25 protein-coding genes and 1 pseudogene are annotated in these 26,038 nt (G+C 63.6%); 8 read left to right on the forward strand and 18 right to left on the reverse strand.

All coding sequences use genetic code 11. The features are described 5' to 3' along the window. The first annotated feature begins 156 nt into the window (after nucleotides 1-156). From ACE10X_RS38095 to ACE10X_RS38105, 3 genes and pseudogenes are all read left to right on the forward strand, one after another. A pseudogene (locus tag ACE10X_RS38095) lies at nucleotides 157-1,310 on the forward strand (acyl-CoA dehydrogenase family protein). A gap of 89 nt (nucleotides 1,311-1,399) precedes the next feature. Further along, on the forward strand, nucleotides 1,400-2,014 hold the full coding sequence (locus tag ACE10X_RS38100) for a TetR/AcrR family transcriptional regulator (RefSeq protein ID WP_051003028.1): 615 nt from the start codon (nucleotides 1,400-1,402) through the stop codon (nucleotides 2,012-2,014). 168 nt (nucleotides 2,015-2,182) lie between these two features. Then, nucleotides 2,183-3,355, forward strand: coding sequence for an OpgC domain-containing protein (locus ACE10X_RS38105; RefSeq protein WP_038385225.1), 1,173 nt, complete (start codon nucleotides 2,183-2,185; stop codon nucleotides 3,353-3,355). Between the two features lie 59 nt (nucleotides 3,356-3,414). Here ACE10X_RS38105 and ACE10X_RS38110 read toward each other — a convergent pair whose 3' ends face one another. From ACE10X_RS38110 to ACE10X_RS38120, 3 genes are all read right to left on the reverse strand, one after another. Beyond that, nucleotides 3,415-4,704, reverse strand: coding sequence for an MFS transporter (locus tag ACE10X_RS38110; RefSeq protein ID WP_038385226.1), 1,290 nt, complete (start codon nucleotides 4,702-4,704; stop codon nucleotides 3,415-3,417). Between the two features lie 318 nt (nucleotides 4,705-5,022). After that, a complete protein-coding gene (locus ACE10X_RS38115; RefSeq protein ID WP_038385227.1) occupies nucleotides 5,023-5,583 on the reverse strand; it encodes a hypothetical protein in 561 nt (186 codons plus the stop codon). A gap of 2 nt (nucleotides 5,584-5,585) precedes the next feature. Then, nucleotides 5,586-6,803, reverse strand: a complete 1,218-nt coding sequence (locus ACE10X_RS38120; RefSeq protein ID WP_244435816.1) for a hypothetical protein — start codon at nucleotides 6,801-6,803, stop codon at nucleotides 5,586-5,588. A gap of 73 nt (nucleotides 6,804-6,876) precedes the next feature. Between ACE10X_RS38120 and ACE10X_RS38125 the strand changes: the two genes are divergently transcribed. From ACE10X_RS38125 to ACE10X_RS38135, 3 genes are all read left to right on the forward strand, one after another. After that, nucleotides 6,877-7,002: a hypothetical protein gene (locus tag ACE10X_RS38125; RefSeq protein ID WP_276325861.1), complete on the forward strand. Its 126-nt coding sequence runs from the start codon at nucleotides 6,877-6,879 to the stop codon at nucleotides 7,000-7,002. Between the two features lie 438 nt (nucleotides 7,003-7,440). Further along, complete coding sequence (locus ACE10X_RS38130) at nucleotides 7,441-8,955, forward strand: ATP-binding protein (RefSeq protein ID WP_038385229.1); 1,515 nt, start codon at nucleotides 7,441-7,443, stop codon at nucleotides 8,953-8,955. Continuing rightward, complete coding sequence (locus ACE10X_RS38135) at nucleotides 8,934-9,062, forward strand: hypothetical protein (protein WP_276325862.1); 129 nt, start codon at nucleotides 8,934-8,936, stop codon at nucleotides 9,060-9,062. Before ACE10X_RS38130 ends, ACE10X_RS38135 begins: the two co-directional genes overlap by 22 nt. Nucleotides 9,063-9,121: 59 nt before the next feature. Here ACE10X_RS38135 and ACE10X_RS38140 read toward each other — a convergent pair whose 3' ends face one another. After that, on the reverse strand, nucleotides 9,122-9,991 hold the full coding sequence (locus ACE10X_RS38140) for a hypothetical protein (protein ID WP_038385230.1): 870 nt from the start codon (nucleotides 9,989-9,991) through the stop codon (nucleotides 9,122-9,124). 6 nt (nucleotides 9,992-9,997) lie between these two features. Between ACE10X_RS38140 and ACE10X_RS38145 the strand changes: the two genes are divergently transcribed. Beyond that, nucleotides 9,998-10,600 (forward strand): hypothetical protein, encoded by a 603-nt coding sequence (locus tag ACE10X_RS38145; protein ID WP_038385231.1) that lies wholly within the window; start codon nucleotides 9,998-10,000, stop codon nucleotides 10,598-10,600. A gap of 380 nt (nucleotides 10,601-10,980) precedes the next feature. Here the strand turns inward: ACE10X_RS38145 and aspT (ACE10X_RS38150) are convergent, their stop codons facing one another. Further along, complete coding sequence (aspT, locus tag ACE10X_RS38150; RefSeq protein WP_375763667.1) at nucleotides 10,981-12,675, reverse strand: aspartate-alanine antiporter; 1,695 nt, start codon at nucleotides 12,673-12,675, stop codon at nucleotides 10,981-10,983. A 26-nt stretch (nucleotides 12,676-12,701) separates the two neighbouring features. After that, nucleotides 12,702-14,393 (reverse strand): aspartate-alanine antiporter, encoded by a 1,692-nt coding sequence (aspT, locus tag ACE10X_RS38155; protein ID WP_038385233.1) that lies wholly within the window; start codon nucleotides 14,391-14,393, stop codon nucleotides 12,702-12,704. Between the two features lie 365 nt (nucleotides 14,394-14,758). On the opposite strand from aspT (ACE10X_RS38155), the gene aspD reads away from it, so the two are divergent. Next, nucleotides 14,759-16,384, forward strand: a complete 1,626-nt coding sequence (gene aspD / locus ACE10X_RS38160; protein WP_038385234.1) for an aspartate 4-decarboxylase — start codon at nucleotides 14,759-14,761, stop codon at nucleotides 16,382-16,384. Between the two features lie 103 nt (nucleotides 16,385-16,487). Here the strand turns inward: aspD and ACE10X_RS38165 are convergent, their stop codons facing one another. From ACE10X_RS38165 to ACE10X_RS38220, 12 genes are all read right to left on the reverse strand, one after another. Next, nucleotides 16,488-17,225 carry an outer membrane protein gene (locus tag ACE10X_RS38165; RefSeq protein WP_038385235.1) on the reverse strand — a complete coding sequence of 246 codons (738 nt, stop codon included), beginning with the start codon at nucleotides 17,223-17,225 and terminating at the stop codon, nucleotides 16,488-16,490. 213 nt (nucleotides 17,226-17,438) lie between these two features. Next, nucleotides 17,439-17,669: a hypothetical protein gene (locus tag ACE10X_RS38170; RefSeq protein WP_038385236.1), complete on the reverse strand. Its 231-nt coding sequence runs from the start codon at nucleotides 17,667-17,669 to the stop codon at nucleotides 17,439-17,441. A 248-nt stretch (nucleotides 17,670-17,917) separates the two neighbouring features. Further along, nucleotides 17,918-18,211 (reverse strand): HdeA/HdeB family chaperone, encoded by a 294-nt coding sequence (locus ACE10X_RS38175; protein ID WP_038385237.1) that lies wholly within the window; start codon nucleotides 18,209-18,211, stop codon nucleotides 17,918-17,920. 23 nt (nucleotides 18,212-18,234) lie between these two features. Beyond that, the gene (locus tag ACE10X_RS38180; RefSeq protein WP_038385238.1) at nucleotides 18,235-18,531 is read right to left on the reverse strand and encodes an HdeA/HdeB family chaperone; all 297 of its coding nucleotides are present in this window, start codon (nucleotides 18,529-18,531) and stop codon (nucleotides 18,235-18,237) included. Between the two features lie 53 nt (nucleotides 18,532-18,584). Then, entirely contained in the window at nucleotides 18,585-19,013 is a 429-nt protein-coding gene (locus ACE10X_RS38185; protein ID WP_038385239.1) for a universal stress protein, read from the reverse strand. A 189-nt stretch (nucleotides 19,014-19,202) separates the two neighbouring features. Then, nucleotides 19,203-19,625: a hypothetical protein gene (locus tag ACE10X_RS38190; protein ID WP_038385240.1), complete on the reverse strand. Its 423-nt coding sequence runs from the start codon at nucleotides 19,623-19,625 to the stop codon at nucleotides 19,203-19,205. Between the two features lie 29 nt (nucleotides 19,626-19,654). Beyond that, a complete protein-coding gene (locus ACE10X_RS38195; RefSeq protein WP_038385241.1) occupies nucleotides 19,655-20,587 on the reverse strand; it encodes a DUF2950 domain-containing protein in 933 nt (310 codons plus the stop codon). After that, the gene (locus ACE10X_RS38200) at nucleotides 20,584-22,299 is read right to left on the reverse strand and encodes a DUF3300 domain-containing protein (protein ID WP_038385263.1); all 1,716 of its coding nucleotides are present in this window, start codon (nucleotides 22,297-22,299) and stop codon (nucleotides 20,584-20,586) included. Before ACE10X_RS38200 ends, ACE10X_RS38195 begins: the two co-directional genes overlap by 4 nt. Before the next feature lie 99 nt (nucleotides 22,300-22,398). Further along, nucleotides 22,399-23,736 (reverse strand): TAXI family TRAP transporter solute-binding subunit, encoded by a 1,338-nt coding sequence (locus ACE10X_RS38205; RefSeq protein ID WP_375763668.1) that lies wholly within the window; start codon nucleotides 23,734-23,736, stop codon nucleotides 22,399-22,401. A 91-nt stretch (nucleotides 23,737-23,827) separates the two neighbouring features. Beyond that, nucleotides 23,828-24,241: a hypothetical protein gene (locus tag ACE10X_RS38210; RefSeq protein ID WP_244435817.1), complete on the reverse strand. Its 414-nt coding sequence runs from the start codon at nucleotides 24,239-24,241 to the stop codon at nucleotides 23,828-23,830. Between the two features lie 24 nt (nucleotides 24,242-24,265). Then, a complete protein-coding gene (locus ACE10X_RS38215; RefSeq protein ID WP_038385243.1) occupies nucleotides 24,266-25,498 on the reverse strand; it encodes an HlyD family secretion protein in 1,233 nt (410 codons plus the stop codon). After that, on the reverse strand, nucleotides 25,491-25,928 hold the full coding sequence (locus ACE10X_RS38220) for a hypothetical protein (protein ID WP_085970638.1): 438 nt from the start codon (nucleotides 25,926-25,928) through the stop codon (nucleotides 25,491-25,493). The genes ACE10X_RS38215 and ACE10X_RS38220 overlap by 8 nt, the downstream gene beginning before the upstream one ends. Nucleotides 25,929-26,038: the final 110 nt, after the last annotated feature.

Here is a 26,038-nt window from a genome sequence, read left to right on the forward strand (position 1 = left end):
AGATCCGCGACCCGTTCCCTCACCAGATTGAGGGTGAGCGGGACCTGCTGCATCAAGCCTGCGAGCATGCGTGTTCTCCGGAACTTCCGCAAAACCTTGACATCTGCCGGGAGGCGGCGCAACATTTTTCGAAGATTATTCGACTTTTGGTGCGTCATGCATTTTGAGCTTCCCGACGATCTCCGCGTTCTGCAGGGCCGGGTGCGCGAATTCGTGCGTAGCGAGCTGCAGCCGCACGATGCCGCCATCGAGGCGACCGGCGAGGTGCCGGACAGCGCCATGGCCGGCCTGCGCAGGATGGGATTGTTCGGCACCAACACGCCGAAGCAATTCGGCGGCCTCGGGCTCTCGATGCTGGGCAGCTGCATCGCGATCGAGGAGCTCGCGAAGGCGCACACCGCCTTCTACTATCTGAGCGGGGTCAACGTTCACATCGGCTCAAAGGCGATCGAGTTCTTCGCGCTGCCGGCGGTTCGCGACCGATGGCTGCCGGAGCTCGCCAGCGGACGGGTGATCGGCGCGTTCGCACTGACCGAGCCGAATGCCGGATCCGATGCCGCCCGGATCCAGACCCGGGCGCGGCGGGACGGCGATCATTACGTGCTCGACGGCCGCAAGACGTACATCACCAATGCGCCCGCGGCCGGCGTTTTCACGGTGTTCGCCACGCTCGATCCGTCCGCCGGCGCCAAGGGCATCGCGGCCTTTGTCGTCGACGCAAAGACGCCGGGCCTTGCCATCGGCCGCCTGGTCGAGATGGCCGCCGGACGCGGCTCGGAGCACGCCGAAGTGACCTTCGAGGATTGCCGTGTTCCGCGCGAGAATCTGCTGGGACAGGAGGGCGAAGGATTCGCCATCGCGATGCGGTGCCTGGATGCCGGGCGCACCCATTGGGGCGCCTATTGCGTCGGCGCGGCGAGCCAGCTGCTGGACTACGCCCTCGACCATGTCTCGGAGCGCGAGGCATTCGGACGCAAGCTGCGCGACCATCAGGGCATCGAGTGGCAGATCGCCGACATGGCGAGTTCGCTGCATGCCGCGCGCCTTGTCGCCTATGAGGCGGCCTGGCGTTACGACCAGGGCGATGCCGCCGCCCGCACCGCCGCGGCGGCGCTCTCCAAATTTACCGGCGCCGACATGGTGCAGCGCAGCTGTTCGGTGGTGCCGGTTATTCCAAGGACCTGCCGATCGAGCGCATCTGGCGGGAAACACGGGTGGTCCGCATTCTGGACGGCACCTCCGAGATCATGCGTCAGATCATTGCCCGCGATGCATTCCGTCACCATGAACGGCGGAACACGCCGGTGTGATGGCAATCCTACGCTGTATCCCGTTGCAATAGCGCTTGTGTTCCGGTCCCGCTGCCTTACTGTTTTTTCCCGGACGCGTGGAGACGAAAGTGGCTTCGGGGACGACACTCAAGCTCAAGCAGCAACGCAGCCGCGACCGGCGCGAGCAGATCCTCACGGCGGCCACCAAGCTGTTCGGCCAAAAAGGCATCGACGGCACCTCGCTCACCGAGATCGCCGCCGCGGCGAAAGTGCCGCTCTCCAGCATCTACGATTATTTCGAGGACAAGCGCGCGCTGGTGCTCGATGTGCCCGAGGGCAATTTCGAGGCGCTGTATCAGAAGACCGAGCCGCTGCTGGCCAAGGGTGGCGATCCCGTCGAGCAGCTCCGCATCATCTTCCTGACCAACTTCCAGTACATCAAGGACAACCCGAGCTGGGGCCGGGTGTTCTTCCTCGAGATCTGGCCGAGCGTGCTTGCCGCCGAGCCGCGGATCAAGAAGGCGGTCGACAGATACGCGCTGCGCTATGTGCAGCTGATCAGGCAGGCGAGCCGTGCCGGCACCTATCGCCGCAACCTCGATCCCTACACCGCGATGTCGCTGATGATGGGCGGGATGTGCCACCTCACCGCGGTCTGGCTGCTCTACGGCCGCAAATACGATCTGGTGAAGAAGGGCAAGGCGCTATTCACCACGCTGCATAACGGGTTCGTGCAGCGTTAGCTGCGCCGGTTCGCGGCGCGAACGATTTGATCCAAATTCATCGTGGTTCGGCAGTGTTGCCTGCCACCTTTTCCGAAAACCAATACACAGCCGTCGAAATCCTGTTCTAGTATGACGCGGAGGGCGACCCGCGACCGGACATGCGGGCACTGGGATGGGAGCGAACCGATGGACGTCAAGGCTGTTCTGCCGCCCCGTGGCCGCGACTATCGCCTGGATCTGCTGCGCGGTTTCGCCAACTGGGCGATCTATCTCGATCACATTCCGAACAACGCGGTGAACTGGATCACGCAGAAGAATTTCGGCTTCAGCGACGCGGCCGATCTGTTCGTGTTCATCTCCGGCTACACCGCATCCTTCGTCTATGCGCGCATGATGCTCGAGCGCGGCACCGTGATCGGCGCCACCCGCCTGATCAAGCGCGCCTGGCAGATCTATGTCGCGCATGTCCTGCTGTTCGTGATCTACGTTGCCGAGATCGGCTATCTCTCCCAGCGCTATCACGACCCCAACCTGCAGAATGAATTCAACGTCGCGGGCTTCATGCACAATCCGGCCGAGACGCTCTATCAGGGCCTGATCCTGGCGTTCAAGCCGGTCAACATGGACGTGCTGCCGCTCTACATCGCGCTGATGCTGTGCTATCCGCTGGTGCTGTGGGCGATGCTGCGCAAGCTCAATCTGACGCTGCTGGCCTCGTTCCTGCTCTATCTCGCGGCGCGGCAATTCGGCTGGAACCTGCCGGCCTATCCGTCCGGCTCATGGTATTTCAATCCGTTCTGCTGGCAGTTCCTGTTCGTGTTCGGCGGCTGGTTCGCGCTCGGCGGCGCGAGTGAATCGATCACATTCATCCGCTCGCGCGCCTTCCTTTGGCTCGGCGGCGCCTATCTGCTGTTCGCACTGATCATGACCTTGGCGGGCCGCTTCCCGGAGCTCGGACAGGCGATGCCGGCCTGGCTCTATGACGCCTTCAATCCGAACGACAAGACCAACCTCGCGCCCTATCGCGTCCTGCACTTCATCGTCCTCGCCTTCTTCGTCACCCGCTTCCTGCCGCGCGAATGGCCCGGATATGAATGGCCGATCTTCCAGCCGATGCTAAAATGCGGCCAGCAGTCGCTCGAAGTGTTCTGCACCGGCGTTTTCCTCGCGGTCATCGCGCATGTGCTGCTGGTCGAGGTCTCCGGCAGCATATGGATGCAGATCGCGGTCAGCATTGTCGGCATCGTGCTGATGACCGCACTCGCCTACTACCGCTCCTGGTCGAAGAAGGTCGACAAGGCGCCCGCGAAGGCACCCGTAGCCGCGCAGACGCCAGCGACCGCGAAGCCGGCGGAGTAAGCCACCGCTTGACGCGACGGCGCGCGGCCGAAGCCGGGCTCAACGCGCAAAGTAGCGTGCTATTTCGCCAGCGGCTTGCCGGCCGTCTCCGGCGCCAGGGCGATCAGCGGCAGGCCGACCACATAGATCAGCGACAGCATCGAAATCGCCAGCGGGAAGCTGCCGGTGCGGGCGGCGAGTGCGCCGATCAGGGTCGGGCCGGCGGCGCCGAGCACACGGCCCATGCTGAAGGCGAAGCCGGAGCCCGAGCCGCGCAGCGCCGAAGGAAACATCTCCGGCAGCCAGATCGTGAACAGGCCGAACACGCCATTGGTGAAGAAGCCGAGCACCGGCAGCAGCACCATGAACAGCGTCAGGCTGTCGAGCCATTCGATCGCGACCTCATAGGAGACCACGACGGAGATCAGCCCGCCGATGAAGAACAGCACCGCGGTGCGGCGCCGGCTGCCGAGCCAGGTAGTGAGCCATGGCACAAGGAGGCAGCCGATCAGCGTGCCGACATTGGTGATCAGCCCGGCCACCGCGCCCATCTCCTGCGCATGCGCCGGCGTCGCGCCCGCGGCGACCAGCTTGGTCGAAATCACGGTCGGGGCCCAGAAGTTCGACGACCACAGGCCGAAGATGATGCAGGCCATCATCAGCGCCGCGGCCCAGGTGGTGCGCGCCTGGTCGCCGGCAAACAAGGCCGCGACCGACGGCTGCTCGCGCGCGGCGCTTCGCTCGGGTTCGGGAATGTTGCTGCGCAGATACGCGATCAGGAGCGCGGGCAGAATGCCGAGCAGGAACATGCCGCGCCAGCCGAGCGTGCTGCCGATCGCAAGCGTCACGGCGGCGGCGAGGAACAGCCCGGTCGGCGTCGCCGTGTGCAGCCATCCGGCGAGCCGCACCCGCGTATTCTCGGGCACGGATTCCTGCAGCAGCGGCGTGCCCGCGGCCCATTCGCCGCCGATGCCGAAGCCGGCAACAAAGCGAAACAATGCGAACATCACGATCCCGGTCGCAAGCCCGCACAGCGCCGTGAACAGCGAGTAGACCAGCACCGTCCAGCACATGATCCGGACCCGCCCGTAACGGTCCGCGGCCCAGCCCCAGACCATCGAGCAGGCCCAACCCAGCATGAAGATCGAGAACAACAGCCCGCCATAGATGCCGATATTGGCCTTGCTCGGCTCGATGCCGCTGGCCGGCAGCAATTCGCTCAGCGCGCCGACCAGGATGTAGGCGTACATCGAGGAATCGAAGCCATCGAGCATCCAGCCGAACCAGGTCGCCCAAAACACTTTTCGCGGTGACACTGCACCAGGCGCCGCGACCGACGGCGCAAGTGTATCGACGGTACTCTCAGTCATGTTCCCTCGCACGTTTCTTTTGTGCGCGGACTATGCCGAGGTTTGCGCGACGGGACATCTCCGGCAAACGGGACGGAGGTATCCGGCACAAGAATAGCGACGCCGATCACATCGGCGTCACCGCGAGAGCGCGAACGTGTGTTGCCCTAGGACGAACGCGCGGCGGCTGCGCCGTTGCAACCGGCGGACGCGCCGGCGCCTTGCGCAGCTTCGCCGCCCAGAGATAGAGCATTCCCGGCGTGGTTCACGGCGGCATCTGCCAATGCGCACGCCACGCCACGCCGCGCGCGCGTGTTTCGGCATGTGTCCGGGAACGTTTCACCTTTGATAGATCTTGAGCGTTTCAATCATCTGCTTGAGCTCGGCAACATATTTATCGGCGTAATCCTTGTGGACCGACAAGGTGACGAGAATGCCGAGCTCGGATGTATTCGTGGCGAGATAGTAGGTGTCGAAGTTTGCCAGTTCGGAGCCGGAATGCAGCGCCTCGACCCATTGGTGCGAACCGATCACGTTGCGCTTTACAAACCGGATGTCGGACAGCTTGCCCGTGCCTTCGTCGCCGATCCGTTGCCGCTGCTTCAGATAGTCTTCGTAGGTCTGCAGATTGTCTTGCTCGTTGCGTTCCTTCATGGCGATGATCGCGATTGCCGCACGGGGAGGCTTGCCGGGCGGGGAGCAGACGAACTCAGTGTCGTCTTGTTCGCACCACCAGCCGTGTGCCAGCTCCATGTCGAACGCCGCGGCCCGGAAGACGTCTCGCTGCGGCGCGACCAGGATACGCGACGCTGAATATCCGGCGCCACCGAGCACGACCGCGCTCACCACAAACGATGCCAGCATTGCGGTGACAAGGCGCGCGCTGCCGGGGATATCCATCGTCAGCTCCCCTGCTGCTCGATCCAGCGCTTGAGATCGGCCGCACGCTGCTTGAGGCCGGCTCCCGCCTTGGAGCCGGCGACCGCATCGATGGTGTTGAGGGCCGCCTGTTTGGCATCTGCGGCAGCGGCGGTATTTCCGCGCTTGCGCTCAACCAGGACAAGGTATGCCTGCACGATCGCCACCTCGTACGCGACAGATGCGTCCGCGGGCTTGCCGTCACCGGATGAGCCGGCACCGACCGCAAGCTTGAACTGCTCGGCCGCGGGATCGAGCCGGTCCAGCGCGGCATATTGCTGACCCGCCAGCCGGAACAGACGCACCCGCCATCCGACGATCTGATAATCCTCGATACGACCGTCGGACTTGCGGGCGTCGAGCAAGCGCTTCAACGCGTCGGCACCTGCGTCGTAGCTGTCCGCCGCCTCCTGACGGCGATTTGCGGCGACGTGCAGGTCGCCCGTCTGGCCCAGCGCCTCTGCCTCGAACCGGATGAACTGAGCGCGCCCATCATGCTCCTTGCCGAGCCGCCTGCTGTCATCGAGCAGATCGGCAAATGCGCGGCCGGCGCCGTCCTTATCCTTTTGCCGCACCAGATATTCGGCATAGGCTTGCCGGGCCTGCAGGAGCGCCAGCGCCGCGTCGACGCGTGCGCGGCCCTGATGACTGAGCGCCGCGCGCTCGATGGCGTCGCCGAATTCCTTCCGCGCCTCCTTGTCTTCGTGAAGCGCTTCACGGTGGGCGCCGCGCTCGAGCCGACAGGTCACGATCCCGTTGATCGGAGGATCGCTCGCTGTCCCTTGATCCGCCTTGTCGAGCAGATCGCAACCGCGGCCGATGATGAGCCGGCGTGTCCGCAAGGTGTCGGCATCGTCGGCTCTCAGATTGGCCGCCTCGCCAATCATGCTGGAAGCCGCGAACATGCTGTCATCGTTGGCGCGGATGGCCTTGTACTGATTGATCAAGGTCAGCACGCTAAGACCACCCACGGCGACAAGCGTTCCCAGGGTTGCGCCCGCGACCGCGCCCAACTGCGTCTGCTGCCGCCTCTCCTCTTCTTGCCGCAGCCGGGGCATCTCCTCCGGCGGTATGTTGAGCAGGGGCGCGACGATCTTCAGCTTTTCCGCGCTCAGGCGGACCACCCGCGAGAAGCTCAGGAACCACAATGGTCCCGCGCCTCTCAGATCGACGATCTCGATGTTCGGGAAGGTTTCCTTCAAGCCTCCGGGCAGCGGGCCGTCGAAGTCGCCTGCGCCCCTCGCCACGATGACATTGCCGGCGCCAGGACTAGCGGTGAAATCCCTGATCTCGCGCTCGATCCAGTCTTCGGCGCCGCCCGGCCGCCGCATCGCATCCGGCGTCGCCACCACGATCAGGTATCGCGAGGAAAGCAGCGCCGGCTTGATGCTTTGCTGGTAGAAGTCGCTGGTGCCGCGCTCATAGGCCGTATCGAGATAGACACGCAACTTCTTCGCATAGGCGCCGCGCAGCACTGCGGGAAGGCGAAAGCCGACAAGCGTGCGCCTGAGCCACCGTGCAACGGCAATTCCGTCGGAGCGGCGGTAGGAAATGAATGCGTCGTAGTTGAACTCAGACATCGAGTTCGACGGGCTGATTGAATGGGAGCGGGTCCGAACCGGGCCGGATCGCGCAGCTGAGCAGGAACTTGTTCGAAAAAATCTACATCAGACACGCAAGCTAAACACGTTGTAGTGGCTCGATCAATCTCCATCTCGTCAAGCGAGCATCAGCATTATCCGCCTCCCGGCCGTGCCTGGGGATGATGGTGCGGTTCGCTCGACGCGGCGCGATCAGCTTGTTAAGCCGCCTCTCCGCAAGGACAATTTGAGTCGGGACATGACCGTAGCGATCGAGATGGGACAAACGACGGCCGGCGCTTCGGCGGCCATCGACCTCGAGGAGCTATTGGCGACACGCCTCCTGGTGCAGGGCAATTCGGGTTCCGGCAAATCCCATCTGCTGCGCCGGCTGCTGGAACAGAGCGCTCCCTGGGTGCAGCAGACCATTATCGATCCCGAAGGTGATTTCGTCACCCTGGCCGAACGATTCGGCCACCTCGTCATCGACGCCGAGGACCACACCGAGCGCAGCCTGCAGGTCGCCGGCGAGCGCGTGCGCATCCATCGCGTCTCTACGGTGCTCAATCTCGAAGGGCTCGACGCCGAGAACCAGATGCGGCGCGCCGCAGCCTTCCTCGGCGGGCTGTTCGACGTCGCCCGCGACCACTGGTATCCGATGCTGGTGGTGGTGGACGAGGCGCAGCTGTTCGCGCCGGCGGTCGCGGGCGAGGTGTCCGACGAGGCGCGCAAGCTTTCGCTCGGCGCGATGACCAATTTGATGTGCCGCGGCCGCAAGCGCGGGCTAGCCGGGATCATCGCCACCCAGCGGCTGGCGAAGCTCGCCAAGAATGTCGCGGCCGAGGCGTCAAACTTCCTGATGGGCCGCACCTTCCTTGATATCGACATGGCGCGCGCCGCCGACCTGCTCGGCATGGAACGACGGCAGGCGGAAGCCTTTCGCGACCTCGAGCGCGGGCAATTCATGGCGCTGGGACCTGCGCTGTCCCGCCGTCCGCTGGGCCTGCGCATCGGTCCGACCGACACCCAGCCGCGCAACGCGGCGCCGCGGCTGATGCCGCTGCCTGAAGCGGCACTGGAGGACGCACGCGCGATCATCCTGGCCGCTCCGCCGCCGGAAACGGTGCGGCCGCAGCGCCGGGCGCCGTCGCCGGATCTGCTCAGCCAGTTGATGGCCGCCAAACAGCCGGCACCGGAGCCAGATCCCGAAGCTGCGGAGCCACCGCCGAGCGCCGAGCAATTGGCCGAGCGGCGTGAGCGGCTGGACCGTATCCTGCGCGCCATCCTCGCCGAGCCCGACGCCGGCTTCCGCGCCATCGGCGTGCTCTATCAGGAGTTCGTGGTCCGCTGCCGGATCGAGGGTCTCGGTGCCGTTGTGCCGGAGCTGACCGATTTCCGCCGGATGCTGACGCGCGCCCGCGCCGGGCTCGGCACCGAGATGGCGGAGGACGATGTCTGGCAGGATGTCTCGCTGCGTGCTTCGCTCCTGCCCGAGGACATGCAGGGCGTATTCATGATGATCGCCCGCGCCGCGAAGGAGGGCTGGCCTTGCCCGAGCGATGCCGCGATCGCTCGCGCCTACGGCACGCATTCGCTGCGCCGCGCCCGGCATCTTCTGACCTATATCGAGGAACAAGGCCTGATCGTCTGCCAGCTCGACGGTGCCGGCCGGCGGATCGTGACCCTGGTCGAGCTCGCCTGGGCCACGGCCGCGGCCGACCCGAATGTGGACGACGTGGCGACGGAGGCGGCTTGCAGCAACTCGTCGCCGTGATCAGGCGCCGGGCAACCAGGCGTTCGGTGTTGCGCGGCATCACGGAAGCGTTGCAAGACAAGAAAAAGGCCCGCCAGGAGGCGGGCCTTTTCATCTTTGCCGGTTGATCGATTTTGGTTGCGGAGGGCCCGTAACAGGCCCTCCACAGCCGCCCTATCTCAAGCCCTTACGCATGCTGCGGCTGCGCAAGCTGACTGACTTGCATCGCCGGCGGATCGACAACCGAGGTACCGCCATGGCCGTCGCTCGAGGCCGTGAACGTGGAGGCCATGTAGTTGCCCAGCAGCGCAATACTGGCGGTGACAGTGCCGTCCGTCACCGTGAGCGTTCCGTGCGTGCTGTCACCGCTGAAGGTCGGCGTCTGAACGGTCGCGAAATTGATGTTCGCGAAATCGATCGCGTCCGAACCGGTCATCCCGGCGACGGTTCCGGTGAAGCTCGCGGAATTGTCGAGCTTCAGCGTCCCCGTGCTGCCCAGGAACGTAACGGCGGCGTTCGAAGCCCCCGTCAATTCCAGGGTGGTTCCCGCTGCGATGGTGGCGCTGCTGGGGCTCTCTCCCGTTACGTTGAAAGGCTGCCAGACACCCCACGCGCTGCCATCATACGCCCGGATCCAGAGTTGGTCGGTGCCGGAGCCGGCCTGATAGGTCGTCTGGGCAAGTTGTGCCGAAGTGACGTCGATCTCCGTATTCGCAGACTGGTTCACGCCGTTGACGTTCCAGCGCCCGTTCGTGTTGGAATCCCACAACGCATATTTCGTTATGGTATCGCCATCCGCGTCCGTCGCGCTGACCAGGCTCGAAGCTGCGAAGACCTGCCCCGAGACAGTCGTGACGTTCGAGACCGAGACCGTCGGCGCCTGGTTCGTTGCGGTGGCCGTGAAGCTCTTCCAGGAACTCCACATGCTGCCGTCATTGGCCCGCACCCAGAGCGTATCCGATGGCGAGCCACCGGGTCCGAAGACGTAGCTCACCTGTGACAGGTTCGCCGCGCTCACATCGATCTCGGTGTTGGCGGCCTGGGCGACGCCATTCACAACCCAATGGCCGTTTCCTCCGGTATCCCAGAAGGCGTACTGGGTGATCGTATCGTTGCGGACACCATCACGAACTATCAGGTGTGGGATTCGACGGCGGATGCGAGCAGCGGGCACTGGGTGGTCGGGGGAGTCGCCCAAGGCACCAATGCCGCCATCAATGTCACGGCAGCTCAGCTCTCGAGCACAAGCTTTCAAAGCGGCTCGGGTTCGGACGATCTCTGGGTGAGGGCTTACGACGGCTTTGCCTGGGGGGCCTGGAAGGAATTTCACGTCACCGCGCCGGTTGACAGCGCTCCCGTCGTGACGGCGTCCGACTTCCACGCGACGGCCAATCAGAGCGTGGCCGCATTGAGCCTGTTTTCAGTCACGGATGCCGATGGCGACAGTATGGCACAATACCAACTCTGGGATTCGACGCCGTCGGCAAGCAGCGGCCACTGGAGCATTGGCGGGACTGCGCAGCCCACCGGCATCGCCATCAACGTCAGCGCGGCTCAAATTGCCAGCACGACATTCCAGGGCGGCACCGTGCCTGACGACCTCTGGGTTCGCGCCAGCGATGGCATCAGCTGGAGTGCGTGGCACGAATTCCATTTCATCGTCTAGAGCATTTTCGGTTCTGATTGAATCAGAACCGAAGCTCTAGATTCTTGTTTTGACGCGTTTTCTTCACGCGAACCGGTATCCACTTCGCTCGAAAACGCTCTAGGGAGCGGCCCGCGTTGCGGAAACGCCGCGATCTGCGCCCAATCAGTCGACGACACGAGGCCCGATTGTCTCCCAAAGCAAAAATGGCCCGCAAAATGCGGGCCATTTTATCGGAACCGGTTGGTTCGGATTTTGGTTGCGGGAGCTGCAAACGCCGATTCCGGTGTGCGTAGTGATCTGACGAAGCCGCGGGTGGAATTCGCTAGTCCGGACCCCGGGGAAGGCTTGCTAGTGCGCGACTCTGAATGGCGAGGTAAGCGCGGGCCGTCCCTGCCCCGTCACCCAGCGAAGACGACGACCATGACCGATCCCCAGGTTGTCAGCAGAATATTGGAGATCGGATAGGCGGGCGTGTAGCCAAGCACCACCACAGAGCTGCCCGAGCGCTCCTGAATGGCAGCCATCGCGGCCGTGACCGTCTGTGCTCCGGTCAATGCACCGAGCAAGAGGATCGGGTTCATGCGCAACACGAAATGGCCGAAGCAGAAGCCGACGATCTGCGGCAACAGGGTGACGATCATGCCGCCCAGCAGCAGCCCGATGCCGGACTCGCGTATCGCGGAAAGGAAGATCGGCCCGGCATGAATCCCGGTCAGGCCGACGAACGCAGCCAGTCCGAGTGACGTCATCAGGCTGATGGCGCCATCGGGGATCCGGCCGAAATACGGCAGACGTGTGCGGAGATAGCCGACCAGAAGTCCGGCGAGCAGCGTACCGACGCTGGTGCTCAGCGAGATCGTGACGCCGCCAACCGAAAAACTCACGAGAACGCCGAGCAGGCCGCCGAGGAAAATCGCGAGCCCGAGCACCACGAAATCGATCGTGGTACTCGGCGCAACGATGACGCCGATGCTCCTGGCGGCATTCTGCACCACGGCTTCAGGACCCACGATACGCAGCATATCGCCGCGCTCCAGAACCGTGCCGGCAGCGATCGGAAGCGCTTCATCGCCCCGGCTCACCGAGCGCAGATAAAGGCCGCGCGTCCAGTCTTGTTCCGACGCCTGCTGGAGATTGGTGCCGGAGAGCTTGGGGTCGATCAGGAATACGTCTGCCGAGATCAGTGGGATATCGAGGAGCTCCCGGTCCTCGACCTCTTCGCCGCGCGGTTCGATCAGCTCGACGATGATCTGGCGCGGCGCCGACGGCGCGATCACGTCGCCTGCCGCGAGCACCGTTGCAGGCTCCGCCTCGAGGATGCGCTCGCCGCGACGGATACGGTGGATGAATACACGTTGCCCGGGCACGCGAGCTTCGGCCGCCGCAACTGTCAGTCCGACGATCGCAGCGTGAGCATCCAGCCGGTAGGCGCGCAGTTCAAACTTGCGCCAGGCCGACGCCAGGCCGGGCTTGGCGCGCGTGATGCCCAAGGCCTGTTCCAGCTTGAGCGCTTCCGTCTTCAGATCGATCTTCAGCAGCGCCGGAACGACAATCGTGCAGAACGTGATCACGCCGGCATAGCCGAAGATGTAGCAGACCGCATCCGCCACCGCGATGTGCGAGACAAACAACGCGCGCTGTGCCTCGGACACTGGCAGGGAATTGACCGCGTCGGTCGCCGTACCCATTGCAGCGCTCTGGCTGAGCGCGCCCGACATGAGCCCGGCGGCAAAGCCGGGGTCGAGCCGCAGCACGCGTGCCACGACGATCGCTGCCGCAAGGCCGGTGAGGCTCACGACAACGGCCATCAGCATCGGCTTCAGCCCGTCGCGCTTCATCGCCAGTACGAATTGCGGACCGACCGAATAACCGACCCCGAACAGGAACAGCAGGAACAGGAACGATTTGGTCATGCTTGAGACGGGTACATGCGCGAAATCGCCGACCGCGAGTCCTGCGAACAGCGCGCCCGTCACCGGGCCAAGGCTGAAAGCGCCGATCCTGAAGCTCCCGATCCAGTAGCCCGCCGCGATCACCAGGAACAGCGCGAGCTCCGGATAACGAACGAGAAATTGCGCCAGCCAGCTCAACATCGTCTCAACACGGTCCCGCGCCGCGGCTATGTCATCATCATCACCAGCACCATGCCCCAGATCGTCAGCAGCGTGTTTCCGACCGCGTAGGTGACGGTGTAGCCAAGACCGGGAATCTGGCTCTTCGCGCGGTCGTTGATCATGCCCAGCGAGGCGGTCGTGGTGCGCGCGCCGGAGCAGCATCCGAGCAGGATCGCGTCGTGGAAGCGGAACACGTATTTGCCGACAAACATCGCCAGGATCAGCGGCACGGTGGTCACGACGACGCCCCAGAGGAACAGGCTGAAGCCTAGCTTTTGCAGGCCGGCGACAAATCCCGGGCCCGAGGAGATTCCGACCACGGCAATGAAGACGTTCAGGCCGACCGAGTTCATGAACCACACGGTGGGTGACGGGATGCGGCCGAAGGTCGGATGCACGGACCGGAGCCAGCCGAAGAACAAACCGGATATCAGCGCGCCGCCAGAGGTGGACAGCGTCAGCGGCACGCTTCCGATCTTGTAGACGAAGGCGCCGACCAGGGCGCCGATCGCGATGGCGGCGCCGATGAACGCGACGTCGGCAACGTCTGTCGCCCGATCCGGCCGGCCCAGCAGCTTCGTGGTGGCGGCGACATCGGACGTGCGGCCGACCAAGGTGAGGATGTCGCCCCGATTGATCTTGGTGTTCGGCAGGATCGGAATCTCGGTCGCGATCGCGCCCCGGGCGATCCTGCGCAGGAATACGCCGCGAGCGCCCGGCTCCTTCGCCAGCTGCTCCAGCGTCTTGCCGTCGACGTCCTTGCTGGTCACGTAGACATCGACGCCCTCGATCGGAACTGCCAGCAGCTCGCGGTCGTCAACCTCCTCGGCCTGTTCGCCGATCAGCTGCACCAGCACATCGCGGCGCCCGGCGACGGCGACGACATCGCCGGCATGAATCACGGCATCGGAGGTTGCCTCCACGATCTTTCCGCCCCGCCGAAGCCGGAGGACGAAGACGCGATGATCGGGAATCAGCGCCTCGGCCTGCTCGACCGTCTTGCCGACGACCGGCCCACGCTCGCTGACGCGGTAGGCACGCAAATCGAACTGGTGCCAAGCCGTGCCCGGGCCGCCCAGCTCCTTCTTGCCGCCATGCTCCTCCTCGTATTTCTTGCATGCGGTCTCGAGATCGATCCCGAGCAGCGCGGGCCCGAGCAGCGCCAGCACGATCGCCGACCCAACCGTGCCGAAAATATAGGTCACGGCATAGGCGACCGGCATGGCATCGAGCAGCTTCTTGGCTTCGTCTGCGGGCAGACCAAGGCGATTGATGGCGTCGGTTGCGAGGCCCATCGACGCGGAAATCGTCTGCGAGCCGGCATAGAGCCCGATGGCCGATCCGACGTCGTAACCGGCGAGCTTGGCGCCGAGATACGCGGACAGCAGACAGAAGACACAGACCACCGCCGCGAAAACGGCCTGCGGGACGCCGTCCTGCGCGATGCCGCGCACGAATTGCGGTCCGACACCGTAACCGATTGCAAACAGGAACATCAGAAAGAAGAACGGCTTAAGCGGCCCTGATATGGTGATTCCGATCTGGCCGATGATGACAGCGGCGACCAGTGTCGCGGTGACCGCGCCCAGTCCAAGACCCTTGTAGGTGAAGGAACCGAAATAGTAGCCCAGGGCCAGCGAGAGGAAGATCGCAATTTCGGGATAGGTGCGGAGCGTCTGGAAGAGCCAATCGATCATGATGTCACCCGTTCATGCTGTCCCGGGACTTCGGCGTGCGCCCGCTTCGATCTCGTGCAGGGGTGGCCGAAAAGGGCGAGCAACCGTATCGGTCGACATCAGATGGCGGTTGGCGAGCAGGATGTTGATCTATGTCAACCGCAGCTGCGAGAGCCTTGCGATTTCATGATCTTGCCGACACCACGCGCGTGCCGCGCACATTGCATCGTAAGCGGCAATCCGTCGCAGCGATCGCATCGCCTGCGCGCGACCGTTGACATAGATCAAGGCTCGTCACCGGCCGCCGATCATGCTGCGCGCGATTGCGCAGGCAACAGAGCCTGTCGCCTCCATTCCAACAGCTTGCATCGCCCCGGGAGTGTCAAATGGCCGATCTACTGACCCTGAAGAAATTCGAGGCGCTGAGCCCCTTCGAGATCAAGGACGAGCTGATCAACCTCGCGAAGAGCAATTCGAAGCGGAGCCAGATGCCCTTCCTGAACGCCGGGCGGGGCAATCCGAACTGGGTGGCGACGACGCCGCGCGAAGGTTTCTTCCTGCTCGGACAGTTCGCCATCACCGAGAGCAAGCGGGTGATGGAGCATCCGGCGGGAATCGGCGGCATGCCCCAGGCAAACGGCATCGCCGGCCGGTTCGAGGCCTGGCTCAAACAGCACAAGGACATGCCGGGCGCGAGCTTCCTGACCGAGATGCTGCCGTTTGCGGTCAAGAAGTTCGGCTTCGACCCGGACGCCTTCGTCCACGAGCTGGTGGATTCGATCATCGGCGACAACTACCCGGTGCCGGACCGCATGCTGGTGCACAACGAGAAGATCGTGCACGAATACCTGATGTGGGCGGTTTGCGGCGAGCCCCGGCCGGCCGGGAAGTTCGACATCTATGCGGTCGAGGGCGGCACGGCGGCGATGTGCTACCTGTTCAAGTCGCTGAAAGCCAACCGGCTGCTGGTGCCTGGCGATACGATCGCGCTGGCGACGCCAATTTTCACGCCCTACATCGAGATGACGCACCTGGAAGACTACGACCTGAAGGTCGTTCAGATCAGGGCTCCGCAAGAGAACAAATTCCAGTTCACCGACGAGGAAATCAAGAAGCTGGAGGATCCGAAGATCAAGGCCTTCTTCGTGGTCAATCCGTCCAACCCTCCGGGGATGGCGTTGAGCAAGGAGACGGTTGCCAAGTTGGCCAATCTGGTCAAGACCAAGCGCCCCGACCTGATGATCCTCACCGACGATGTCTATGGCACCTTCGTGCACGGCTTCCGTTCGCTGCTCGGCGAGCTGCCGCACAACACCATCGGCGTCTACTCCTATTCGAAGTATTTCGGCTGCACGGGATGGCGGCTGGGGGCTATCGCCATCAACGAGGACAACATCTTCGACAAGATGATCGCCAAGCTTCCGGACGACGCCGTGAAGGCGCTCGACAAGCGCTACGGGCCGCTCACGCTCGAACCGCGCAAGCTCAAGCTGATCGACCGCATCGTCGCCGACAGCCGCGACGTGGCGCTCAATCACACCGCGGGATTGTCGTTGCCGCAGCAGGTGATGATGAGCCTGTTCTCGCTCGCGGAGATGATGGACGTGAAAAAGGCCTATCAGGCGGCCTGCATGGAGATCGTCAACAAGCGCCTATGGTCGATGCTCGACGGCCTCGGGCTGGCCGACAAGCTAAGCCCGAATCCGAACTACGACGCCTACTACGCCCTGATCGATTTCGAGTTCTGGGCCCGGAAGAACATCGGCGACGATGCGGTTGAATACCTCAAGAAGAACGTCCATCCGCTGGACCTCGCGTTCAGGCTGGCCGAAGCCCACGGGATCGTGCTGTTGAACGGCGGCGGATTCGATGCCCCCGAATGGTCGCTTCGCGTGTCGCTCGCGAACCTCGCTGACGATGTCTATGACGACATCGGACGCGGCGTTCGGACGATCGCCAGAGGCTATCGCGACGCCTACGAAGCAGCGAAGGGCGGAGCCGCAAAGCGCTGACAGCGGCGCTTGCCGCGCATCGAGCGTCTGATCCGGCAGGGCTGAAGCAAAAGAAGAGCCCCGGCGATGGTGCCGGGGCTCAATTTACATGGGATCATGAAGATCAGTATCTCGCGACGACCGGCCCGCCGAACCGATAGTTCAGGCGTATCGTCAAGAGATCCACGTCTTGTCCGATCCGGTTGGCAGCGCCGGCCACGATGGGATTGACGACCGAGAACGTGTTGTTCGCATCGCCCATGAAAAGGCGGTCATATTCGAGCCCGACGGACCAGTTCGGAGTGAAGCCGTATTCGAAGCCCACGCCGACGGTGCCGCCCCAACGGGTCGACGTCGCCGACGCCACCCCAATTCCCCCGACCGTGGTCCAGATGTCATAGCGATTGCTGGTGACCGCAGCACCGCCCTTCACGTAGAACAGCGCGGCATCCCAGGCCCAACCGAGCTGGCCGGTGAACAGACCCAGTCCGTCGGTCTTCGTTGTCGTCGAGAACCTCGGATCGATCAGGCTGAGGCGCGAGCTCTTCAGGTCCGCCCAATCACCCTGTCCTTCCAGGCCGAACACAAACTGGCCTGCCTGCCAGCGATAGCCGAGTTGTCCGCCGAAAACGCCACCGGAGCGCGAGCTGCACCCGTCGGCCACGACACCTCCGAGGGCGGGGATGAAATCCCAGCAGGTGCGGCTCTCACCCCAGCCGCCATTCGCACCGATATAGAAGCCGGTCCAGTTGTAGACCGGCGGAGGGACCGGCACAGGCGCCGCCTTGACGGCCATGTCAGCCGACAACGCCGGCGTGGCCATGCCGACAATCGCGGCGACAGAAAGCAAAAATCTCTTCATGGAATGATCTCCGGGTCTCTTCGCGTTAATCGAGAAAAGCAGTCCTTGCGCTCGCCCAATCGGGACGGTGGTCGAAGCCTAGATGTGAGTTACGAATAAGCGCGTGCCAAAATGGCAACACTCAAGGGCAAACGAAACACCGTGCTCAGGCTCTGCTTTCAACTTCGGTGCAGCACGAAGCTCGTCGTGCCGGAGAGGCAGCGCCGAGCCGGCTCACTGTTCGACGAGCCAATCGGCAATGTTCTGCGAGGGGATCAATTGCCTGGGGAGGTGCGGATTGATGGTGCCGGCAAACACGACCAGCCCTTCGTCCAGTTTTGATCGCGCGAACGCCTTGGCGTCCGATTCGCTTGCAAATGTCCTGGTCTCGCGAGGGCTGCGCGCCCTTCGAGCCAGCAGACCACGTCGGCGAATTTCATAAGTGACATACCAGATGGCCGACACCGCGACACCGGGCGAGAGCGAACAGCCCTAGCGACACACCATCTGGCCGGCGGCCGCGCCTTGACCTTGGTCAAGGGCGCGGACCGTAAAAATACGGGCGCCGCAGCCCGAGTTGAGGGAGAAGCGGTTCGATCAGAAGCGCGAGTGGACCGCGACGAGCCTGCCGACCGTAGGCATCGCCGGCTTCACCCTCGACCCGAGAAGGACAAGGATGCCGTCCGATGCCTGCGCGTTCGCAACAACGATGATCAGCGCCAGTTCCTTTGCATCGCATTCATTACGGTGTCTGCCTTGTGCGACTTGCAGTACTTGCCGATTACCTTGCCGTTTCGCTCGACGTAGCGAAAATCGACGACGGTCAAGTTCTTCGATGCGCTGAAATAGCCCGACATCCAGGAGCTGATCAGCGTTTGTCTTTCCTGGTCGGCCTCCAGCAGCTGCTTGCAGGTAATGAGAGACAGATCGACGACGACTTGCGCTTTGGCCACGACGTTCGTGGCGAGGAGCGTAACGGTCGCAATTGCAAGAATCGATGGTTTCATTGTTATCTTCCAACCCTGTTTGATCACTGGCCGGCCGTAGAGCGCTCAAGGCCGGCCATCACGGTCTGAGTGGGATTGGTCGCGCACCACGCCTTCACGCTTGCGACATTTCGCGCATACGCGTTGAGATCGACAAAGACGTATCCCTTCTTTTGATTGAACCAGCCGCTCATCCAGGCAGAAAATACGGAAGAATCGCCCGGGGACATGGCGAGGTACTGCGAGCAAGTTATCCGCGCCATATCGACGCTCGTCTGCGCTTGCAGCGGGCCCGACAACGCCGCGCCGGCAAGACCCAGGCACACAGTGATTTTGTTCATTCGATTTCTCCCAAGCTCCGTGCACAGTGATTTCTATCCGGCGATCTGCGCCCTCACTGACAGACAAGGACCGGAGTCTTTGCTTGCGCCAGCACCTTGTTTGTCACACTGCCGATGAGAAGCTTGGAGAGTCCGCTGCGCCCGTGCGATGACATAACGATGAGATCGCAACCCTTGTCCTCGGCTGCTGCGATGATGGCTTGATGAGGTTGCCCGCTCTCGACTTGGCTTGTCTCGCAGGGAACGCCGGCCTCCCTGGCCGCGTGTGCGGCGCGATCCAGCGCGCTCGTGGCCTCTTCCTTGCGTATCTCGGCAAATCTCGCGAGCAGATCACGGTACCGCCCTCCTATTTCCGAGAGCGGCTCAACGACGAAGATGACCGATACTTTGGCTCCGACGGATTTCGCCAGCGCCAACCCCTGCTTCACCCCTTGCTCCGCCAGTTCCGACCCATCTGTCGGAATGAGAATATGCCGGTACATGCCTTCACCTCCCGGTTATCTGGATGACGTATCGCCGCCCGCCAAATGCAAGCTGAACCTGAGCCCTCGGGCCTGGCCTTGAGATAGATCAATCCATCGCTCAGCGCCGCACCCCGGACGCTGATCGTCGCTCGGCGGAGGCACCTTCCACCTTCGGCCCATCTGAGGCAGGACGAATCGAGCGCGAGTTCACCGCAGCGAAATCGTCAGTCCGCCCAGATTGGCGGCGAATTCCAATCCTGCTTTCGGTCCCTTGAGCATGAGCACAACGCCCTGTTCATTTCGCAGGCTCACCCCGCCCACGCCACCGGCCCATGCGCCACCGGCTCCGACCAGCGTGTAGCTGCCGGCGAAATCGTTGACGTCCTTGATGCCTGAGGCGGTACCTTCCAGCCAGGTCACCGACGCACCGGCAGTCACGCCGAGGCTGAAGCCGGACGCGATGAACCGATAGTGCCGCCCGCGGTAGGTCAACGTGCCGCTGCCACCGCCGCCGCCCACGACGAGCGCCGCCTTCACGAACTTGACCTGGACGTGGCCCACGGCCTGCGCGAAGCATGGCACGACCAACAGGACCATCGCCGCAAGCGCCAGTATGACGGAACGGATCATGGATCGCGTCACTGCGGTCCCCTCCTCGCTCAGGGATTTGTCGGGTCCACTTTCTTCCAGGTGTGATCCGGATCGAAAACGATCATGCGCTTGGCGAGGAAATCGGTGCGTGGGCCGAGATCCTTTTGATAGACCGTGCCTGCGTGGTTGACCAGGAAGGTCATGACGCCGGAATTGCCGTACTCGGCGGGATAGGCGACCAGCGCGAATCCACCGATCATCTTGCCCTTCACAACGTAGTTCAGCGCGCCGCCCGGGGCGTCGGAGCCCTGTGCCTTCAGGATCCGATAGTAGTAGCCGTGGTACGGCATGCTCTGCTCGCCGACCTTGTAGCCTTCCGCAGCGGCCTGGGCCGCCAGCTCGCCGAGCGGGCTTGGATCCTTGTCGTCGCGCCAGAACAACCCGTCCGTCTTGCCCGGCCGGCTGACGATGCGCTGCGCATAGGCGCCCACACCCTCGCCGCGATCCTTCTCTGCGTATTCGTTCTGTGCGTCGACATAGGCAAGACTGGTCTGGATCGCGGCCAGCTCATTGCGGCCGATCCTGCGGTAGAGGACTTCGCGCCGCCCCGCGGCCGCGTCGAAACTCCAGCCGTCCTTGTTGTTGACGATCGGGATCGGGAACGGGAAATCGTCCCTCCCCAGAATCAAGGTGGCTTTCTTGTTGTCGTCAGCCTTGATCGAATGCTTGGCGTCGTAGGCAGAAAGAAAGCTCTCTCGCGCATTGGCGTCGGCGACATCGTCGCCCGACTCGATGATGTCGGCGGCATCGCGGCCCAGCACCTTCAGCATCGCCCGACTGGTGCCGGCCTTGACCGCGGTTGCCAAGGCAGACGCCGCGTCTTCCGGATTGGGAAAGCCTTGCTGCGCGCGCGCAGGAGACAGCAGCAAGGCGAGTGCTGTTGCCGCGGCCACGCCGATGGCGGCAATACGATCCGGTCGCGAGTATGAGGGGCCTGTCATCGTGATGCCTCCGACGGGGATGGAATCTTCGCGCCGGCGGCAAGCCAGTCGTGGTAGCTGCGGAACTTGAATCCGAGCTTGTCGTAATAGACCCTGAGATAGCCGTCGGCGCCGCGCGTCACCGCCGCCGGCATGACCTGCTCGACCTCCTGCGCCATCACGCCGACATAGCTCTTGTCGCTGCCGAGATAGCTGAAGCGATAGTAGCCGAGGCCGTTGGCGAGATGTCCAAGCAGTTCGATATCGTGCTTGAGCGCGATGTCGGAGCGTCGTCCACCGCCGCCGCCGCCGCGGAAGCCGCCACCTCCGCCACCGCCGCGGAAGCCGCCTCCGCCGCCGCCATGGAAGCCGCCCCCGCCACGGCCAGCAAAACTTGCACCGCCGCCGCCGCGCGGCATGCTGGCCATGCTCGATCGCCCGCGCGCCGATGCCGCCGCAGCTGCCCGTCCGGACGATACGTTCATGGCGCCACCGCGACTGCCACCGCCACGATTCGCGGCGGCTGCGCGGTTACCGGCATTGCCGCGGTTGGCGGCCTTTGCGCGATCGCCGCCGCCCTTGGCCTTGTTGCCGGCACCGGCGCGGTCGCCGCCCTTGGCGCGATCGGCGGCACCGGCACGGTCACCGCCTTTGCCGCGATCACCCGCACGGTCTCCGCCGCGGTCGCCTCCACGGTCTCCCGCCCGATCTCCGGCGCGATCACCGCGGTCTCCTGCCCGGTCACCGGCGCGATCTGCGCCCGGGCGATCGCCGCCGGGCTTGAGAACCTGCTGACCATCGCGGCCGCGAAAATCCATCCGATCGCCGGCACCGGCCCGATTGGCGTTGCCGCCGAAGCGCTGCTGGACATTGCTGTTGTTGTAGCGGACGCCCTGGCGATGCGCCGGATTGTGCTGCCAGCTGTTCCCGATATTATTGACCCTGTTGAAATTGTTCACATAGACGTTGCGATTACCCCAGTTGAAGCCGCCGCCCCAATAATTACCCCAGCGTCCGATCGCCCATCCGGCGCCGAAGGCAAGACCTGCCGCGATCACCCCGGCGCCGATATAGGACGGATAGCCGAAATAATACGGCGGATAGTCTGCATAGGGCCACGCGCCATAGACCGTCGCGGGATCGTAATAGGGCACGTAGACCGTGTTCGGATCGGTCTGCTCGATGACGATGACCTGCTTGCTCTCCTGGGTCTGGACGCTGACCTTCTGCTGCTTGGTCGTCACCAGCTTGTTGTTGGCCTGCGCCTTGCTGCGCAGCCGCTGGATCGCATCCATGACGTCGGGTTGCTGCGCCAGCACGGCATCGCCCAGATTCTTCGTCCAATCGATCTTGTCGCTCATCATCGCGAGCACGTCGGCGGTGCTCGCGAGCGCCTTCACGCTATCATCCCAGGCCTGCTTGTCGACCTCGGCCTTCAGCGCATCTCCTTTCAAGCTCTTGCGCTCCTTGAGCCAGCGATCGGCCTGCACGACCTCGAGCGGATAGGTCGATGCCGCCAGCACGTTGGCGAGCAGCGAGTCAGGATAAAGCGCGATCGGCGCCACCAGGGCTTCCAGCTGTTCCGGCTTCAGGAGCTGATCGGCAGGCTGCGTTGTTGCCGCGGCCGGCTGGCTGGCCTGGGCCGGCGGCTTGTCAGCCGTCTGCGCGGTTGCGGCAACGGACGTCACCGACACCAGTACAACCGCAAGCAGAGTCTTGCCCCAACGGAACATCGCGACCTCCATCGACACCAACGGTCGACAGCATCGGCCACGGTCCCGTCCCCTCCTTGATCAAGATCAAGGAAACAGCCCCTCCGTTCGGCTTTCGGCTCAGCTTTCGGCTTGGTGGCTTTCGACATGGCTTTCGGCTTGGCCCGGCTGTCGCGACGCAAGGTGGATGCGGCGATCGTGAATCAGGTTCTCGAGCCGATGGGCCGCAACGTTCACCGCCGTGACGGCGCGTTCGGCCTTGTCGTCCTCCACAGGCTGCGCGCGCTGCGTTCGCAGCACCTGGTCGATTTCGCGCTCGATCTCTTCCAGCTCCGACTCACGTCCGGCCGCGCGGACCCGAGGCCCCAGCGCGTAAAGCGTGTCGAGCGCCTCCTCGCGGCTCGGTGTCTCGACCGGTCGGAGGAATTTCCACGCTGCCGCAAGCACGGACGCAAGTCCGCCGGCGATCATCGGCGCCAGGAAGATCGCATTGCCCCACTGGTCGAGAAAACTCTCCCTGGTCCCCTCATAGACCGCTGCCGCCCCCGGATGCACCGGGATGTAGGCGCTTGCGTCGGTATCGGGCGTAGCGATCTGGGAAAGTGCCGGCAGCTCGGCAAGCAAATCCCGTCGCGCATTCATGATCGACTGCGTCAGGTCGCCGATCAGGTCATTCCCGAGCTTCTTCTGCGCCACCAGATAGAATGACGTCTGCAGCGTCGTCAGGTCGTCGGCAGGAATAGGCGGCGAGCCGCGCAAGGTCCCCTTCGGTACGTCGAAGCTTTCATAGGCGCGCTCTTTTTCGGCGATCGCTCCGGCGGACTCGATGGCGATGATCACCGGGCCGGCTCGTGTGGTGCGCGAGAAGACGTTGCGCAGCAGCGAAAGATACTTTTCGGTCAGAGGCATGACGAGCAGGATCGCCCGGACTTCCTTGGCATCGAGGGCCCGGCGCGCGTCCGCGGGGGCGAGCGGCTTGAACGTCACGTCCGCGCGCGTCAGATCGTACTCGTCGGTCAGCACCTTGATCAGCTTCTGATTGGCTTCGGCGCCGATCACGCCGATGGTGGCGCGCTTCAACTCCGATACGTCGGATATCGCCGCGCCGGGCGGCGCGACCAGCAGGACGGTGGCGTGGGCCAACACGATAACGGCCTGGGCCTGCGAGAGATCGCCGACATCGCCGCGCACGACGGCGAGGTCGACCTTTCCGGACGCGAATGCGTTGGCGGACTCAAGCGGTCCCGGCGTCTGGACCAGGCTGAGCCGGACCGGCGCTTTCGACTGAGCGAGCTTTCCGGCGATCGCCGAGACCAGCCTGCCGGCCTCGCCGTCCAACGAGCCAACCGCAATCGTCAAGGTCGTCGGCCGCTCATACCATCGATACGCCAGCAAGCCGGCGCCCGCCGCCAGAAGGGCAATACCCACCACCAGGGCGATGCGGAATGACCTCGGCAACCTGCTCGGATCCACGGCGCGCTACCCAATCGGTCCGGCGTCAGCCGACAACGGTCTGGCGGCGCTGAGCCAGCGCGGGGAGCGGACGCCTCTAGATCTTGCAACGATGATAGTTGACCTCCATCCCCTCGATGCCCGGGAACTGGCGCGTAATGGTATCGTCGTCGACGGCCTTAAGGAAGAACTGCACATTCGATACCATGATTCCCGATGCGCAGCCGACGATGATGTTGATGTTCTGGCCGTCGTCCTTGCGCGATTTGATCTTGCAGTTCTCGAACTTGCTCCGGAGGCGATCGGGCTCGGCGATGAATCCGCCGCCATAGACGCCGGAGAAGTTCGTGAAGGTCAACTGGTTCGCCCTGCCCTTGTGGGCGAACACCTTTCGGCATTGCTCGGCGCTCGTGGCCCAGGCGCCCGTGAGATCGAAAGCGTGCGCGTAACCCGGTAGTCCGAAGATCATGCCCGTCACCACGATAGCGCGAAGCTTACGGTCCGGTTTCATATGCTGTCTCCCTGTTCGCGCCCGTCAGTGACCGCTGAGCACCAGCGTCTGAATCGGCAGCAGCAGAGCCTGAATCCGAAGCAGCAAGGCATGAACGACTGCAGTCGCGTCGACGGCGTGCAGGGCAAAGCCTTTCAACGCGCCGGTTTTCGGATCGGCAATCACGTCATGATTGCTGGTGTAGGCATTGACGATGCAACTGCTGCCTGGTGTCACGCCGTCAAGTCCGCCCTTGTAAAGCGGCTCCAGGAACACGAGGATCGAACCTGGCTTTTGCAGACTCTGCGGGTCGATCAACAGCTCGCTGGTCCGAAACTGGCCGGCGGCGATGAAATCCTGCACGCTGGTGACAACCAGAGGAATGATTACCCAAGGTTTCGACATACAGGTGGCTTCCGCGACCATGCCGGGCTTCATCACCTGGGCCTCGATCTGCCCGAATCCCGCCTGCAACCTGTTGCGGCCCGCTTCGTTCGGTATCAGGATTCCGGCCGGCCGCATGATCTGGGCGACGAGGTCCCCGGGGCGAACCAGGAATTGCTCGACGCGGCCATCGACGCCGGCACGGACGAAGGTCTTGTCGAGGTCCACTTGCGCCTGCGCCCGCGCGGCCTCGGCGCTCGCCTTCTCGGCCGGCAACAGCGTGGAGACCCGCAACGCCGCCGATTCCCTGGCGGCGCTGGCGGCATCGACGCCGGACTGCCGCTGGTCAACCAGCACCTGCAGCTTCTCGATGTCACGTTGCGGCACAATGCCGGGATTGCGGCGCTGCAACTCGCTCTTCACCTCCAGCTCGTCCTTCGCCTGCTGCAAGGAGGCTTTCGCCTCCCCGATCTGAGCGTCCGCCTTGACGACGTCGGCCTGCGCCGCGATCAACGACGCATCGACCTCGGCGATCTTTCGCTTGGCGGTCTCGAGCGCGGCCTCCTGCTTCGAACTGTCGAGCCGGAACAGAACGTCACCCTTCTTCACCGGCGCGGTGAAGTCGACATTGACCTCGACGACACGTCCGGAGCCTTCGGGCAGGATCGGCACGGTCCTGAAGTAGATCGCCGCGGAGGTTGTCGAGGGATGAAAGTAGAAGATCATCGTGATCAGCGAGATCGTGAGCATCAGGCAGCCGGTGATCCCCCATCTCAGTTCGTACCAGACAGAGAAGAACGTGATCTCCTTGCCGAACCGCTTGCCTTGCCGATAGCGGCGGTAGAGGTAATCCGGCAGGATCGTCACCAGCGAGCAGATCATCAGCTCAAGCATGGTTGTGCACCTCTTGCTTCCCGGGCGTCCGGATCTCGGGACTGCCGTCAGGTACGGATTCGGCTTCCGCTTCGGCGGCGCCCGGCGTGGCGTCTGCTATGCGCTCGACGGAATCGGCGATGCTGCGCATCGGCGTGCCGAAATCCGGCAGGTCGATGAGTGCCAGCAACAGGCCGGCGACCCAGAAGATATGCATGTGGGTGAAAAGCGATATCAGGCCGAGGACGGCGACGATCTCAAATTGAAGTTTCTGGCTCTTGTGCGCCATGCGCTCCGGCAGGCTGTGCAGCTTCCAGTATAGAGTGCCAACCCACAAGACTGTGGCTACGAGGAAAATGCCCATCACCACCATCAGGGTATCCGACCCGTCGGCGCCGGGAATGAAAAACGGCAAATGATGGGGGGCCGCCGGATGCATCTGCTCGCTCAAGCCAAGTCTCCCGGTCGCAATAAAACCGCAAGCGAATCTTGATCGACACTGCTGACGATCCTATCGCGCTTGCTTGATCTGGATCAAGGAAGCCGGTCGGCTCATCCCTA

The organism is Bradyrhizobium sp. Pha-3, assembly GCF_042258325.1.
In the GTDB taxonomy this organism is placed as follows: Bacteria; Pseudomonadota; Alphaproteobacteria; order Rhizobiales; family Xanthobacteraceae; genus Bradyrhizobium; species Bradyrhizobium elkanii.